Source organism: Micromonospora sp. CNB394, from assembly GCF_000374985.1.
Classification (GTDB): Bacteria; Actinomycetota; Actinomycetes; order Mycobacteriales; family Micromonosporaceae; genus Micromonospora; species Micromonospora marina.
Map to the genome: position 1 here is coordinate 25,163 of NZ_KB895842.1, position 13,178 is coordinate 38,340.

General features: G+C 73.1%; 13 protein-coding genes. 4 read left to right on the forward strand and 9 right to left on the reverse strand.

All coding sequences use genetic code 11. The features are described from left to right. Positions 1 to 87: 87 nt before the first annotated feature. The gene (locus tag C569_RS0119290; RefSeq protein ID WP_018787410.1) at positions 88 to 1,260 is read right to left on the reverse strand and encodes an acetyl-CoA C-acyltransferase; all 1,173 of its coding nucleotides are present in this window, start codon (positions 1,258 to 1,260) and stop codon (positions 88 to 90) included. 99 nt (positions 1,261 to 1,359) lie between these two features. Here C569_RS0119290 and C569_RS0119295 point away from each other — a divergent pair, with 99 nt between their 5' ends. Next, entirely contained in the window at positions 1,360 to 1,791 is a 432-nt protein-coding gene (locus C569_RS0119295; protein ID WP_026268364.1) for a PH domain-containing protein, read from the forward strand. Positions 1,792 to 1,807: 16 nt separating this feature from the next. Here the strand turns inward: C569_RS0119295 and C569_RS0119300 are convergent, their stop codons facing one another. After that, complete coding sequence (locus tag C569_RS0119300) at positions 1,808 to 2,749, reverse strand: rhomboid family intramembrane serine protease (protein WP_018787412.1); 942 nt, start codon at positions 2,747 to 2,749, stop codon at positions 1,808 to 1,810. Between the two features lie 25 nt (positions 2,750 to 2,774). Further along, the gene (locus C569_RS0119305) at positions 2,775 to 3,305 is read right to left on the reverse strand and encodes a peptidylprolyl isomerase (RefSeq protein ID WP_018787413.1); all 531 of its coding nucleotides are present in this window, start codon (positions 3,303 to 3,305) and stop codon (positions 2,775 to 2,777) included. 84 nt (positions 3,306 to 3,389) lie between these two features. On the opposite strand from C569_RS0119305, the gene C569_RS0119310 reads away from it, so the two are divergent. Further along, the gene (locus tag C569_RS0119310; protein ID WP_026268366.1) at positions 3,390 to 4,211 is read left to right on the forward strand and encodes a hypothetical protein; all 822 of its coding nucleotides are present in this window, start codon (positions 3,390 to 3,392) and stop codon (positions 4,209 to 4,211) included. A gap of 72 nt (positions 4,212 to 4,283) precedes the next feature. Here the strand turns inward: C569_RS0119310 and corA are convergent, their stop codons facing one another. Continuing rightward, complete coding sequence (gene corA / locus C569_RS0119315; RefSeq protein WP_018787415.1) at positions 4,284 to 5,432, reverse strand: magnesium/cobalt transporter CorA; 1,149 nt, start codon at positions 5,430 to 5,432, stop codon at positions 4,284 to 4,286. A 334-nt stretch (positions 5,433 to 5,766) separates the two neighbouring features. After that, positions 5,767 to 6,861 carry a PLP-dependent aminotransferase family protein gene (locus tag C569_RS0119320; protein ID WP_018787416.1) on the reverse strand — a complete coding sequence of 365 codons (1,095 nt, stop codon included), beginning with the start codon at positions 6,859 to 6,861 and terminating at the stop codon, positions 5,767 to 5,769. Between the two features lie 198 nt (positions 6,862 to 7,059). On the opposite strand from C569_RS0119320, the gene C569_RS0119325 reads away from it, so the two are divergent. Next, positions 7,060 to 7,938 carry a 3'(2'),5'-bisphosphate nucleotidase CysQ gene (locus C569_RS0119325; RefSeq protein WP_018787417.1) on the forward strand — a complete coding sequence of 293 codons (879 nt, stop codon included), beginning with the start codon at positions 7,060 to 7,062 and terminating at the stop codon, positions 7,936 to 7,938. A 101-nt stretch (positions 7,939 to 8,039) separates the two neighbouring features. Further along, a complete protein-coding gene (locus C569_RS0119330) occupies positions 8,040 to 9,668 on the forward strand; it encodes a hypothetical protein (RefSeq protein ID WP_026268367.1) in 1,629 nt (542 codons plus the stop codon). 58 nt (positions 9,669 to 9,726) lie between these two features. Here the strand turns inward: C569_RS0119330 and C569_RS0119335 are convergent, their stop codons facing one another. From C569_RS0119335 to C569_RS0119350, 4 genes are read right to left on the reverse strand one after another with little or no spacing between them, the layout of a single operon-like run. Continuing rightward, positions 9,727 to 10,641 (reverse strand): glycosyltransferase family 2 protein, encoded by a 915-nt coding sequence (locus C569_RS0119335; protein ID WP_018787418.1) that lies wholly within the window; start codon positions 10,639 to 10,641, stop codon positions 9,727 to 9,729. Next, the gene (locus C569_RS0119340; RefSeq protein WP_018787419.1) at positions 10,638 to 11,639 is read right to left on the reverse strand and encodes a sulfotransferase; all 1,002 of its coding nucleotides are present in this window, start codon (positions 11,637 to 11,639) and stop codon (positions 10,638 to 10,640) included. The genes C569_RS0119335 and C569_RS0119340 overlap by 4 nt, the downstream gene beginning before the upstream one ends. After that, complete coding sequence (locus C569_RS0119345; RefSeq protein ID WP_018787420.1) at positions 11,636 to 12,211, reverse strand: glycosyltransferase; 576 nt, start codon at positions 12,209 to 12,211, stop codon at positions 11,636 to 11,638. Before C569_RS0119345 ends, C569_RS0119340 begins: the two co-directional genes overlap by 4 nt. Then, a complete protein-coding gene (locus tag C569_RS0119350) occupies positions 12,208 to 12,684 on the reverse strand; it encodes a polysaccharide biosynthesis protein (protein WP_018787421.1) in 477 nt (158 codons plus the stop codon). The genes C569_RS0119345 and C569_RS0119350 overlap by 4 nt, the downstream gene beginning before the upstream one ends. Positions 12,685 to 13,178 lie beyond the last annotated feature (494 nt).

Below are 13,178 nucleotides of genomic sequence, written 5' to 3' on the forward strand. Positions count from 1 at the left end.
ACCAGGGGTGATATGGGTCACGCCCGATTTTTGGAACTTCCACACGTGCAAGTCGCACCAGCGGTGCGACACCGGCGGCCGGTCGGATCAGAGCAACTCGACGATCGTGGCGTTGGCCATGCCGCCACCCTCGCACATGGTCTGGAGGCCGTAGCGGATGCCGTTGTCCCGCATGTGCTGGAGCATCGTGGTCATGATCCGTGCGCCGGACCCGCCGAGCGGGTGACCGAGCGCGATCGCCCCGCCCCGCGGGTTCAGCCGCTCCGGGTCCGCCTCGGTCTCGGCCAGCCACGCCAGCGGCACCGGGGCGAACGCCTCGTTCACCTCGTACACCCCGATCTCCTCGATGCCCAGCCCCGCGCGGCGCAGCGCCTTCGCGGTGGCCGGGATCGGCGCGGTGAGCATGGTGACCGGGTCGTCGGCGGCGACCACGGCGGTGTGCACCCGGGCCAGCGGGCGCAGGCCGTGCCGGCTGGCCCACTCGGCGGTGGTGACGGCGAGCGCGGCGGCGCCGTCGGAGATCTGCGACGCGGACCCGGCGGTGACCACACCGTCGGCGCGGAACGGGGTGGCCAGCTCGCCCAGCTTCGCCAGCGAGGTGTCGCGGCGGATGCCCTCGTCGGCGGAGAACTTACCGCCGTCGGCGAGCGCCACCGGCGCCAGCTCGGCCTCGAACGCGCCCGCGTCCTGCGCGGCGGCGGCCTTCTCGTGGCTGGCGAGCGCGAACTCGTCGAGCTGGGTACGCGAGAAGCGCCACCGCTGCGCGATCAGCTCGGCTCCGACGCCCTGGTTGAACGGCAGCGGCGAGTCCTCCGCGACGCCCTCGACACCGCGGTAGCGCTCCAGGACGGCCGCGCTGAACGGCATGCCGCCGGCGACGCTGGAACCCATCGGCACCCGGGTCATCGACTCGACGCCACCGGCCACGACCAGGTCGGCCTGGCCGGAGAGGACCGTCGCGGCGGCGAAGTGCAGCGCCTGCTGGCTCGACCCGCACTGGCGGTCGAGCGTGGTGCCGGGAACCGACTCCGGCCAGCCGGCCGCGAGCACGGCGTTGCGGGCCACGTTCCAGGACTGTTCGCCGACCTGCGACACGCAGCCCCACACGACGTCGTCGACCTGGCCCGGGTCGATGCCGGTGCGCTCGGCGAGCGCGCGCAGCACGTGCGCCGAGAGGTCGACCGGGTGCACTCCGGCGAGGCTGCCCTTGCGCCGCCCCACCGGGGTCCGTACCGCGCCGACGATGACCGCGTCACTCATGTCTACTCCCCGGTAACCTCGCTTGCCCCGATCCTACGTGCTGACCGGAGCGGCCGTCCTCCCCCGGCGTGCGGCAGGTGCGACTGGCATGCTGGGCGGATGGATCCACAGTCGCCGCCGGTCCGGCAGTGGCGGGTGCCGCGGGAGGTGCCGGTGCTCAAGGCGGTCGGCGCGCTCGCGCTCGTCGCCCTGGGGCTGGTCCTCGCCGGCGGCGACCCGGTCCGTCCGGCGCTCGCCGGGCTGGCCGCCGCAGCTCTGCTCGGCTGGGCGCTGCGCGACGTGGTCGCGCCGGTCCGCCTCGCGGTCGGCCCGGACGGGCTCACCGTGCTGCGGGGCTTCGCCGGGCGGCGCCGGCTGCCGTGGGACGCGGTGGAGGCGATCCGCCTGGAGCGGCGCAGCCGCCGCGGGGTCACCGCCGAGACGCTGGAGATCGACGCGGGGGAGACGCTGCACCTGTTCGGCCGCCGAGACCTGGACGCCCCGCTGGACGAGGTGGCCGCGGCGCTGGACGAGGCCCGCCCGGCGCGCTGAGGCAGCGGGCCTCAGCTCAGCCGAGCAGCGCGGCGGTCCGGACCAGCGTCAGGCCGATCAGCGCGACCAGCACGATCGTGGCGCCGGCCACCTGGAACAGCGTCCGCCGCGAGCGTGGGGCGTACGCCAGGACCAGCGCCACCAGCGCGCCGGCGACCAGCCCGCCGAGGTGCCCGGCCACCGAGATGCTCGGCACGGTGAACGTGAAGATCAGGTTGATCACCAGGATCGGCACGATCGCCGAGGTGTCCCGGCCGAGCCGCCGCATGATCACGAAGATGGCGGCGAACAGTCCGAAGACGGCGGTCGAGGCGCCGGCCGTGAACCGGTTCGGCTCGGTGAAGACGTACGCCGCGACGTTGCCGCCCAGCCCGGCGAGCAGATAGAGCGCCAGGAAGCGCAGCGGCCCGAGCACCGCCTCCAGCGTCCGGCCGAGCACCCAGAGCGCCCACATGTTCAGCAGCAGGTGCAGCACGCCGTAGTGCAGGAACATGGCCGTGACCAGCCGGTACCACTCGCCGTCGGCCACCCCGCCGACCTGCCCGTCGGGGAGGCGCGCCAGGCCGAGCACCGCCCCCCACTCGGTCAGCGGCGTCCCGTTGCCCATCAGACCGCCCAGGCCACCGCCGGCCACCGCGGTCCCGCTGCGGGCCGAGAGGACGGACAGCAGCATCATCACCACGTTCAGCGCGATCAGCGCCTTCGTGACGTTGCCCTGGCGGCCGGCGGCACCGCCACCGAAGGCGGTACGCGCCGGCCGCACGCTGCGGCGGCCCTCGGCAACGCACTCCGGGCACTGGTGGCCCACGGAGGCGTCCCGCATGCACTCGGTGCAGATCGACCGGTCACACCGGGTGCACCGGATGTACGTCTCCCGGCCGGGGTGCCGGTAGCAGACCGGGGTGGTCGGCACCGGACCCCCGGTGGCGTCGCCTGGCTGGCCGGAGCGCTCAGTCATGCGAGCAAAGGTACCCGCGTACCGCTCAGGACTGCTTGTGCTCGATCTCGACCCGCTCGATCACCACGTCCTGGACCGGCCGGTCGCTCGGGCCGGTCGGGGTGTTGGCGATCGAGTCGACCACCTTCGCGGACTGCTCGTCGGCCACCTGGCCGAAGATGGTGTGCCGGTTGTTCAGGTGTGGCGTGGGCGACACCGTGATGAAGAACTGCGAGCCGTTGGTGCCCGGCCCGGCGTTCGCCATCGCCAGCAGGTACGGCCGGTCGAAGCGCAGCTCGGGGTGGAACTCGTCGGCGAACTTGTAGCCCGGACCACCGCGGCCGGTGCCGGTCGGATCGCCCATCTGAATCATGAAACCGCTGATCACGCGGTGCGAGACGGTGCCGTCGAAGTACGGCCCGTTGCCCGGCTGACCGGTACGGGGGTCGATGTACTCCCGGGTGCCCTCAGCCAGCTCCACGAAGTTGCGGACGGTCTTCGGCGCGTGGTTCGGGAAGAGCTCCAGCCGGATCGGGCCGGCGTTGGTGTGCAAGGTGGCGTAGACAGCCTCGGCCACGGGTACTCCTCACTCGTAGTTCAGTTCCTTGCGGATCCTCCCATGTGCCCGATCCGGCCATGCGGAGGCATTCGAAGGTGGAGGATGGCGAAGGAACAACTCCCAGGAGGTGGGACCGTGTTTGGAATCGGACGGCGCAAGACCCAGGGCCAGCTCGCGAAGGTCGAGCTGAACCAGGGCATCGGTCACCTGAGGCAGGCCGCCACGCACGCGGCGAAGGGTGCCGGCGCCACTGTCGGCCCGCGGGTCCAGGCAGCCCGGGTCGCCGTCGCGCCGACTGCGGTCCTGGTCCGGGACCGGGCGTCCAGCGGGCTCGCGTCGACCGCCGCGGCGCTCACGCCGGTGCTGCTGGCCGTGCGCAACGCCCGGGACGAGGCCGCCGGCAAGGCGTCGAGCGGCCGCAAGGTGATGGCCGCGAAGCAGTCCGCGATGACGAAGAAGGCGAAGAACATGAAGGCCGGAAAGAAGAAGCAGCGCAGGTCGCGGGGCATGACCGCGGGCCTGCTGGTGGCCGGCACCGTCGCCGGCCTGGCCGGTGCGATGGCCGTGCGCCGTCGCCGCGAGCAGCAGGAGTGGGCCGAGTACGACCCGACCGGCACGCTCGGCGCGACCGGTCACGACAAGCTGGAGCCGATGCGGGAGGACGTGGACACGATCGTGGTGGAGACCCCGGACGCGAGCGCGAAGGTGACGCAGGCCGGCCCGACGGGTGCCGGCTCCTCGACGGTGGCCAAGGGCAGCAGCGCGTCGACCGCCGCCTCCGGCAGCCAGCCGGTGATCCACCCGAACGACCAGGTCCCCTCCGTCGCCGAGGGTGCCCGGGACGTCTCCGGCCGCCCGGCCGACGACATCACCGAGGCCGTGCAGGCCGGCAAGAACGCCGCGAAGGCCGGCGGTCGCCGCTGACCTCGTACCGTCGGATCAGCGCCGGCACGCGGGACTACCCGCGTGGCCGGCGCTTCCGCGTGTACGAGGCGGCTACAGCCAGCCGTTACGGCGGAACAGGCGGTAGAGCGTGAAAGATGCCGCGAGCATCAGCGCCCAGACGCCCGGATAGCCGTACGTCCACTTCAGCTCGGGCATGTTGTCGAAGTTCATGCCGTAGATGCCGGCGATCGCCGTCCACACCGCCCCGATCGCGGCCCAGGCGGCGATCTTGCGCATGTCGTTGTTCTGGTCGACGGTGACCTGGGCCAAGCGCGCCTGGAGGATCGAGTTCAGCAGGTCGTCGTAGGAGTTCACCTGTTCGACCGTCCGGCTGAGGTGGTCCTGCACGTCACGGAAGTAGCGCCGAACCTCCTGCGGCACCGCGCGGTTGACCTGTGCGGTGAGAGTCATCAGCGGGCGCTGCAACGGCACCACCGCCCGCTTGAACTCGACCAGCTCCCGCTTCATCTGGTAGATCCGCTGGATCCGGCCGCTGCTCTGCCGGTCGAAGACGTCGGCCTCCAGCACGTCGAGGTCGTCCTCCAGCCGGTCGGCCACCTCCAGGTAGAGGTCCACCACGCGGTCGGTGATCGCGTAGGCGACCGCCCACGGGCCGTGCCGCAGCAGCTCCCGCTTGGCCTCCAGGTCGGCACGGACCGGCGCCAGCCGGCAGGCGTCACCGTGCCGCACGCTGATCACGAAGTGCGGCCCGATGAAGAGCATCACCTGACCGGTCTCCACCACCTCGGAGTTCTCGGTCAGCTCGGCGTGCTCGCAGTAGCGGGCGGTACGCAGCACCAGGAAGACGATCTCGCCGAAGTGCTCCAGCTTCGGGCGCTGCTGGGCCTTGACCGCGTCCTCCACGGCGAGCTCGTGCAGGCCGAACGTGGCGGCGATCTCGGTCATCTCGGCCAGGTCCGGCTCGTGCAGGCCGAGCCAGACGAAGCCGTCCCGCTCCTGCCGGGCGGCGGCCAGGGCCTCGGCGTACCGGGGGTGGCCGGGGCGGCGCTCGCCGTCGACGTACAACCCGCAGTCGACGATCCCGCTGCGCTCCGGGCCGGCCGGCTGGGCCGTCCGCGGGGAACCGTCGGCGTTGAGGATGCGGGACATCGCGCGTACCGGTGCCGACCAGGCGCGGGGGCGTAGTGCCCGACTGCCGTCGGTGCCGGCGGTTCGGTCGCGTGCCACCCGGTCCGTCATCCCTCGCCCCTTCCCCTAGAGCTGCGGCTTGCAGGTTACGCCGACCGGCGGGAAGCGCAGCGCGAGCGCGGGGGCGTGCGGCTGCGACGGGCGTCACGCGGCGGCGCCGGGCGGGCCGGGCCGCGTCAGGGGGTGAGGGGCGACTCGGCCCACCCGGCACCCCTTGGGGGCGGGGGTGATGCTGGGCGTGCCGCCGGCCCGGCCGGTCTTCCGGCGTGCGGGCCGGTCACCGGGCGAAGGTGAGCGGCACTCGCAGCATTGTGGGCTGCCGGCCGGTCCAGCGGGAGAGCCGAACCGGCCAGCGGGGCATTTTTGTCAGAAACCCGACAGAAAATCAGCCGCGCACGGCGGCCATCGCCTCGGCGAGACGCCGCACACCCTCGTCGATCCGGTCCGCGGTGACCGCCGAGTACGCCAGGCGCAGCGCGTGTCGGCCGCCGTCGACCATGAAGTCGCTGCCCTTCACCACCGCCACGCCACGCTCGGCGGCAGCCGGGGCGAGCCGGTCGACATCGACGTCCTCCGGCAGCTCCACCCAGAGGAAGTAGCCGCCGTCCGGTTCCACGAAGCGGGCCTCCGGGATGTGCCGGCGCAGCGACTCGGCCAGCACCGCCGACCGCTCGCCGAGCGCCGAACGGACCGTCCGGATCGACTCCTCGATCGCGCCGGAGACGCAGAACTGGTGCACGATCGCCTGCGCCACCATGCCGGGCGAGATGTAGAGGTTGGTGGCCCGCTTCGCGATCGCCGCGATCAGCTCGGCCGGGCCGATCAGATAGCCGACCCGTACACCCGGGCAGACCGTCTTGGTGAAGCTGGAGGCGTGCACCACCACGCCACGGGAGTCCATCGACAGCATCGACGGCAGCGGCTCGCCCCGGAACCGGATGTCCGCGTACGGGTCGTCCTCGAAGATCGTGAACTCGTACTCGGCGGCCAGGTCCAGCAGCTCACGGCGCTTCTCCAGAGAGAGGGTCACGCCGGCCGGGTTCTGGTAGTTGGGGATCACGTGGGCCAGCCGCGGCCGGACCCCGGACTCCAGCAGCTTGCGCAGCTCGGCGGTGTCCAGGCCGTCCGGCTGGATCGTCACGCCGTGCACCTCGCCGCCCATCTGCTTGAGGTTGAGCAGCGTGCGGTCGTACGTCGGGCGCTCGACCACCACCGCGTCGCCCCGGCGGACCAGGTGGTCGAAGAGGAACGCGTCGGCCTGCAACGAGCCGTTGGTGACCAGCACCTGGTCGGCCTCGACACCGTGCTTCTCGGCGATCCACTTCCGCAAGGGCGGGTAGCCGACGGAGGTGCCGTACGCGGTGACCCCGGCGGGGTCGGCGTCGAAGGCGCGGACGGCGGCGGCCTTGAGCCCCTCGACATCGACGATGTCCAGCGAAGGCGCGCCACGGGCGAACGAGATCAGCTGCTCGGCGGTCATGCGCAGAGCCTAGGGCCTGGCCCGGCGGGTCCGACCGCGATACACGCGAAGTTCAACATGCGGGCGGCCGGCCGCGTCACCGGTGCGCCCGGGGGATCCGAGACCGCCTCGCGACTGTCTACGATCCGACGGACGCTGGCGCCGGTCCGACCGGACGCCGAAGGATGACGGGTCGCGGCAGACCCGGGAGAACAAGGGATGGGGCTCGTGACCGAGGACGAGGCGGGACGGCTCGACGACCAGCGGTTCGCGCAGTGGCTGGCGACCGAGGCCGGCAGGGCGCTCACCGCGCTGCGGGACCGGCAGGGCTTCGCCGACCCGAAGGCGCTCAAGGACGCCGGCGACCGCGCGTCGCACGAGCTGATGACGGCGGCGCTGGCCCGGCTGCGGCCGGCCGACGCGGTGCTCTCCGAGGAGGAGACCGACGCGCGACGCGCGTGGGCGGAGGGCGAGCGCGCGCCGCGGCACGAGGCGGACCGGGTCTGGATCATCGACCCGCTGGACGGCACGCGCGAGTTCTCCGAGGAGGGGCGGGACGACTGGGCGGTGCACGTGGCGCTCTGGCAGCGCTCCGCCGCCCCCGACGGCGCCCTGGTCGCCGGTGCGGTGGGCATGCCGGCCCGGACCTCAGTGGACGGTGCGCCGCTCGTGCTCGGCACCACCTGCCCGCAGCCGAAGGCGTCCGACGGGCCGATCCGGATCGCGGTGAGCCGCAGCCGCCCGCCGGCGTTCGTGGGCGAGCTGGTCGAGATGCTCGGCGCCACCGCCGTACCGATGGGGTCGGCCGGTGTGAAGGTCTGCGCGGTGGTGACCGGCGAGGTCGACGCGTACGTCCACGCGGGCGGTCAGTACGAGTGGGACAGTGCCGCCCCGGTCGCGGTGGCGCTCGGTGCGGGCATGCACGCGTCCCGGATCGACGGTTCGCCGCTGCGCTACAACCGCGCCGATCCGCGACTGCCCGATCTGCTGGTCTGCCGGCCGGAACTGGCCGACCAGTTGCTCGACGCGATCGCCCGGACCGGGGTCGAGATGCCCGCTTCGACCGTCACCGGCAATCAGGGTGGGGCGTTCGGCTGAGTGTCACGGTACGTACGGCCAGGTGGATGAGGGTTATCGTCGGGCAGGTATGCGTGGCGATCTGAGCCCCGACCACGGGCCGCCGACAGCCAGGGAGGGTCATGCCGGCCGACCGAGAGCCGCACAATGCCTTCGGGCAGCCGACCGGGCTGTGGCCGGGTCAGGACATTCCGCGCCAGGCCAGCCCTTCGCTGCCCTGGCCGGAGGTCGAGAGCACGTCACCACCGCCGGCCCGGCCGGGCGGTGACCTGCCCTGGCCCGAGCGCGACCGGCACGACGCCGGTCACCACGACGGGCCGGGGCACGACCCGGCCGGCTGGGACGCCGTACCCGGCACGGCGAACGGCTGGGCGCCGCAGCAGGACGGCGTCCGGCCGCAGCACGGGCCGACGGGCCACGGCGACGCCGCCCGGCCGCAGGGTGGGCCGTCCGACGACGCCTGGGCCACGCAGTCCGGGCCGGCGGACGGCCACACCGGCTGGACGACGCACGACGAGCCCGGCGGGCCCGGGCCCGCGGGCGAGGCGGGCTGGGCCGCGGGCACCGCGGCGACAGCCACCCTGACCGGCCCGCCCCCGGTGGATGTTCCACACGGACCGGCCACCGCCGGACCGGGCCGGCCGCCCGCGCCGCCACTCGCCCCGGCGCCCGCGCCGTCGTCCGGCGGCTCCCGGCGGCGCTGGCGCGTCGCCGTCGCGGCAGCGGTGGTCCTGGCCGTGACCGGCAGCGGAGTCGCGGTGGCCACGCTGCGGCCCGACTCGACGGACCGGCAGGCGGGCGGAACGCCGGGCTCGGTCGGGCCGGCGACCTCGATGGGACCGGGCAAGCCGGCCGGCCCCGGCGCGTCCCCGGGCGCCGACCAGGGCCTCGGCAGCAAGCCCTCGGCTCGCCCGTCGGCCTCCGCGGACGCCGCCGGGCCGAGCTTCACCGGTACGCGACTGACGCTGCCCGGCGCCTCGATCGGGGTGCAGAACGGGGAGACGTTCGGCCAGGCGCTGACCCGGTCCGACCGGACCTTCGGCAAGCTGCGGATGGCCCGGATCTTCTTCCCCGGCCTGCCGCCGGCCTGGTCCGGCAGCCGGGCCGACGTGGTGGACCGGACCGTGGTGGTGTCCTTCAAGGCGTCGCCGCAAGAGGTCAACACCGGCAAGTTCGACTCCCACCTGACCTCCTGGTTCGCCTCGATCCCGCGCGAGCACAACGTCTACTGGTCGTACTTCCACGAGCCGGAGGACGACGTCGAGCGCGGCGCGTTCACCACGACGGCGTACCGGACGGCATGGAAGCGGATCGCCGGCCTGGCCGACCGGACCGGCAACCCCAAACTGATCAACACGCTGATCCTGATGTGCTGGACGCTCGACCCGAAGTCCGGGCGCAGCTTCGACGCGTTCTACCCGGGCGGCGACGTGATCGAGGCGCTCGGCTGGGACTGCTACAACTGGGGCGTCAAGTGGAAGCGGTACGCCCCGCCGCAGGAGATCTACGGCGCGATGATCAGCAAGTCCAAGGCACTCGGCAAGCCGTGGGGCGTCGCGGAGACCGGCAGCGACCTGGTCCCGGGTGACTCCGGCTCCGGCCGGGCGGCCTGGATCCGGTCGATGACCGGCTTCCTCAACGGCCAGCGGCCGGAGTTCGTGGCGTACTACAACCAGACGGTCCACCAGGGCGACTTCCGGCTGCTCGACCAGCCGAGCATCCAGGCGTGGAAGTCCTTCTGCACGGCCTGACCGCAGCGCAACGACGACGGGCGGGCGACCTCGGTCGCCCGCCCGTCACGCGTACGGCTCAGATGCCCCGGCCGCGCTTGTGCAGCGTGCGCAGCACCCGGTCGGCCTGCACCGCCCGGCTCGCCACCGCCAGCGCCAGGTAGGCGCGCGGCTCCTTCGGGTTGCGGGCCAGCGTGCGCCGGGCCCAGCGGACCGCGTCGCGCCGGTTGCCCATGGCCGCCTGCGCGAAGGCGATCTGCCCGGCGACCCGCGCCTCGCCGTGCGGCACCGTGGCGAACTCCGGGTAGCGGCGCAGCAGCCACTGCAACGCGGTCGAGATGGTCTCCCAGCGCTGCGCGAAGTAGGACCGCTTGTGCCAGCGGACCAGCACGTACGGGCTCTCCACATTTACCAGCGGGGCGTAGCGGGCGGCCCGGAGCAGGAACTCGTAGTCCTCCGCGTAGCTGCCCGGGATCTGCTCGTCCACCAGCCCGATCGCGTCCAGCAGCGCGGCCCGGCGGATCAGGAACGTGGACGGGTGCAGCTCGGTGAGCCGGTCCCGCAGCAGCGCCTCCAGCGAGATCCGGGCCCGGTCCAGCGAGCGGTCCACCGTACGGTCGTCGTAGCTGACCCGGATGCCGCAGCTCACCAGCGCGCCGTCCGGATGCACGTCGAGCGCCCCGAACTGGGCAGCCAGCTTGCCCGGCAGCCACTCGTCGTCGTCGTCGCAGAACGCCACCCAGTCGCCGGTGGCGGCCTCGATGCCGGTGTTGCGCGCGCCGGCCAGCCCGGCGGTACGGGTGTTGGTGACCACCCGAATCCGGCGGTCACCCCGGTCGGTCTCCAGCGACCGGTCCGGCTCGGACTGGTCGTAGACCACGATCGCCTCGATCAGGCCCGGGTGCGCCTGGCTGAGGATCGCGTCGAGCGCCGCACGCAGCAGCTCCGGACGGTCCCGCGTCGGTACGACGACGGAGATGCTCGGACCACTCATGCTCTCTCCACGGACTCGTCGGATCCCCGCTGGCCCAGATAGCCGTAGCGGACCCGCAGGGGAAGCGTGGCCAGGCTGACCACGGCACGGCTACGGCGCGGCAGGCGGTCCCGCCACGCCTCGTCCCGGCGTACCGTCAACGGCCCGCCGCTGAACCGCAGCGGGTTGCCGGCGACGCTGTGCGCGCGGAACGGCGCGGCCGGTGCGGGCGCCGCGCCGGTGTCGTCAGCTCCGGACAGGATGCGCAGCGCCGCCGGGTCGTCCGGCAGGCCGGCGAAGTCCCGCACCCGGCCGACGGTGCCGGCCGGGTCCGCGGTGAAGTCCTCGTACCGCAGCCGCAGCACCTTCGCCCGGGAGGCGAGCAGGTGGAACGCCGCGTTCTGCGCGGTCCACAGCTTGCTCACCTCGAACGGCGAGAAGGTGGGCATGAAGTCCTCGCCGTCGACCACCTCGGGGCGGCGCACCTGCTTGCCCCACGAGTACGCCACCGCCCGGCTGTCCCGGACCAGGTGCAGCACCCGCAGGTCCAGCCCTTCGGCCCAGCGCAACGCGAAGGCGAGCGAGGCGTGCTTGCTGGAGTCCACCACCACCCGGGCGCCGGTCACCGACAGCGCGGCCCGGTAGATCCGGGTGTACAGGTCGGCGTAGCGGCGGACGTCGGCCAGCTGCTCCGGCGGGAGCGCCTCCTTGGCGAGCCGGGGGATGTGCCGGGTCCGGTCGACGCGGTCCTTGAGCGCCAGCACGTCGTCCCGGTCGACCGCGGCCCAGCCGCCGAACGCCTGGTCGCCGACTTGCCGCCAGAACGGGCAGGCGGTGAACCGCTCACCGCAGCCGCACCGCTCGTCGGCGCCGAGCGCCCGCTCCCACAGGTGCACCACCTCACCCACGGCGCACACGTCGGCGCTCTGCGCCAACAGCAGTTCCAGCAGCGTGGAACCGCTGCGGCCGAGGCCGCCGACGAAGAGGACCCGCGGCGGTGCCGGATCCGCGGCGCTCATCCGCGACGCCCGACGGCTCGCTGCCGTACCCGGCGGGCCACCAGATCGTCGATCACCGCGCCGACGCGGGCGACCGCCTCGGCGCGCGGGTCCGGGCGGCCCGGGTCGGCGGCCAGGACGAACCGGCTCGGGTCGGCCAGCCCTTCGTCCAGCGCGGCGAGCAGCTCGGCCTCGGACTCGCACAGCCGGACCATGCCGGCCGCGCCGAGACGGCGGGAGAACAGCTGCTGGTGGTTGTCGACGTGCTCGTCGTGCGACGGGTCGCGGGGCACCACGATCGGCAGGTGGCCGTTGCGCCGGGCCTCGGTGATGGTGGCCGGGCCGCCGTGGCTGACCACGAGCGTCGCCTCCGCCATCGCCCGCTGGAGTTCCTCGTGGCCGAGGAAGGGGGTGGCCTCGGGCAGGGCCGGGGTGCGGCTGTGGCCGTACTGGAGGACCAGCCGGACCTCGGGCCGGGCCGCGTGCCAGCGCTCCAGCCAGCCGACCAGCCGGTCGAAGCGGTGCACGTCGGTGCCGACCACGACCAGCACGTACGGCGCCGCGGAACGCCGGTCCCGCTGCCGGGGGATCACAGGAGGTTCCCCACGACGGTGGCCTCCGGGTACATCCGGCGCTGCTCGTCCCACTGCACGAGCATCGCGGAGAGGAAGGGACGGCAGAGCCGGGCGGTGAGCGTCGCGCTGTCGATCCGGTCGTATACCTCGATGTAGACCGTCGGGATCTTGCGCATGCGGGCCGCCACCACGAACGGCAGGGCGACTCCGGCGCCGGTCGTGACCACCGCGTCGACCTGACGCCGGCGGATCACCTTCAGCGCGAGGAACGCGTTGCGTACCAGGTTCTTGATGTTGCGCGTGGTGGGATGGTGCGCCCAGACCACGTCCTCACCGGTGAGCAGCGAGCGCGCGTCGGGGGTGTCGAACGTTACCCATGCGCGGCGCCGATCCCGGTACCACGGTTCCAGGGCCAGGAGCTGGGCCAGGTGCCCGCCACTGGAACCCACCAGCAGGACCTGCCCCGAGTCCTCGGTTGACCCGCTCACCACAAACTTCCTCCCGTACGCGGATGACGCGTCCGGATTTTTGTGAAAGCCCCTCGGACGCGCCCTGACAACCTACTGGCGCGCCCCTGGGCAACTGAAGGGGCCATTGGACGGATCCTGACGCGCCGGTCGGCTCGCCTCCTGATTCCCGTCACTGGGATGTGCATCGACCGGCCGCCGTCCAGGTCAGCCCGATGTGCGCCGGGCCCGCCGGGGCGGGCCACCAGAAGAAAGTGAGATGTGTCAGGATTCCGTCACCGCTCCGCACGAGAGCCGTCGGCGACGCCGGCTTGTCCGGGGGCAGGTCGGGCCCGACGCCGGGAAACCCGCCGAATGGTCAGCGCCGATCGGCCATTTCCACGCGGGCTGCCCACACCCGGGCAGGCTTACCGGAACGTGAGCAGACTTTCCCTCGTCGTTCGGATCGGGGACACTCAAGGCCACGGTCAGGTCCAGCTGTGCCGTGGACTGCCCGGCTCGGTCGAAAGGGAGCGACA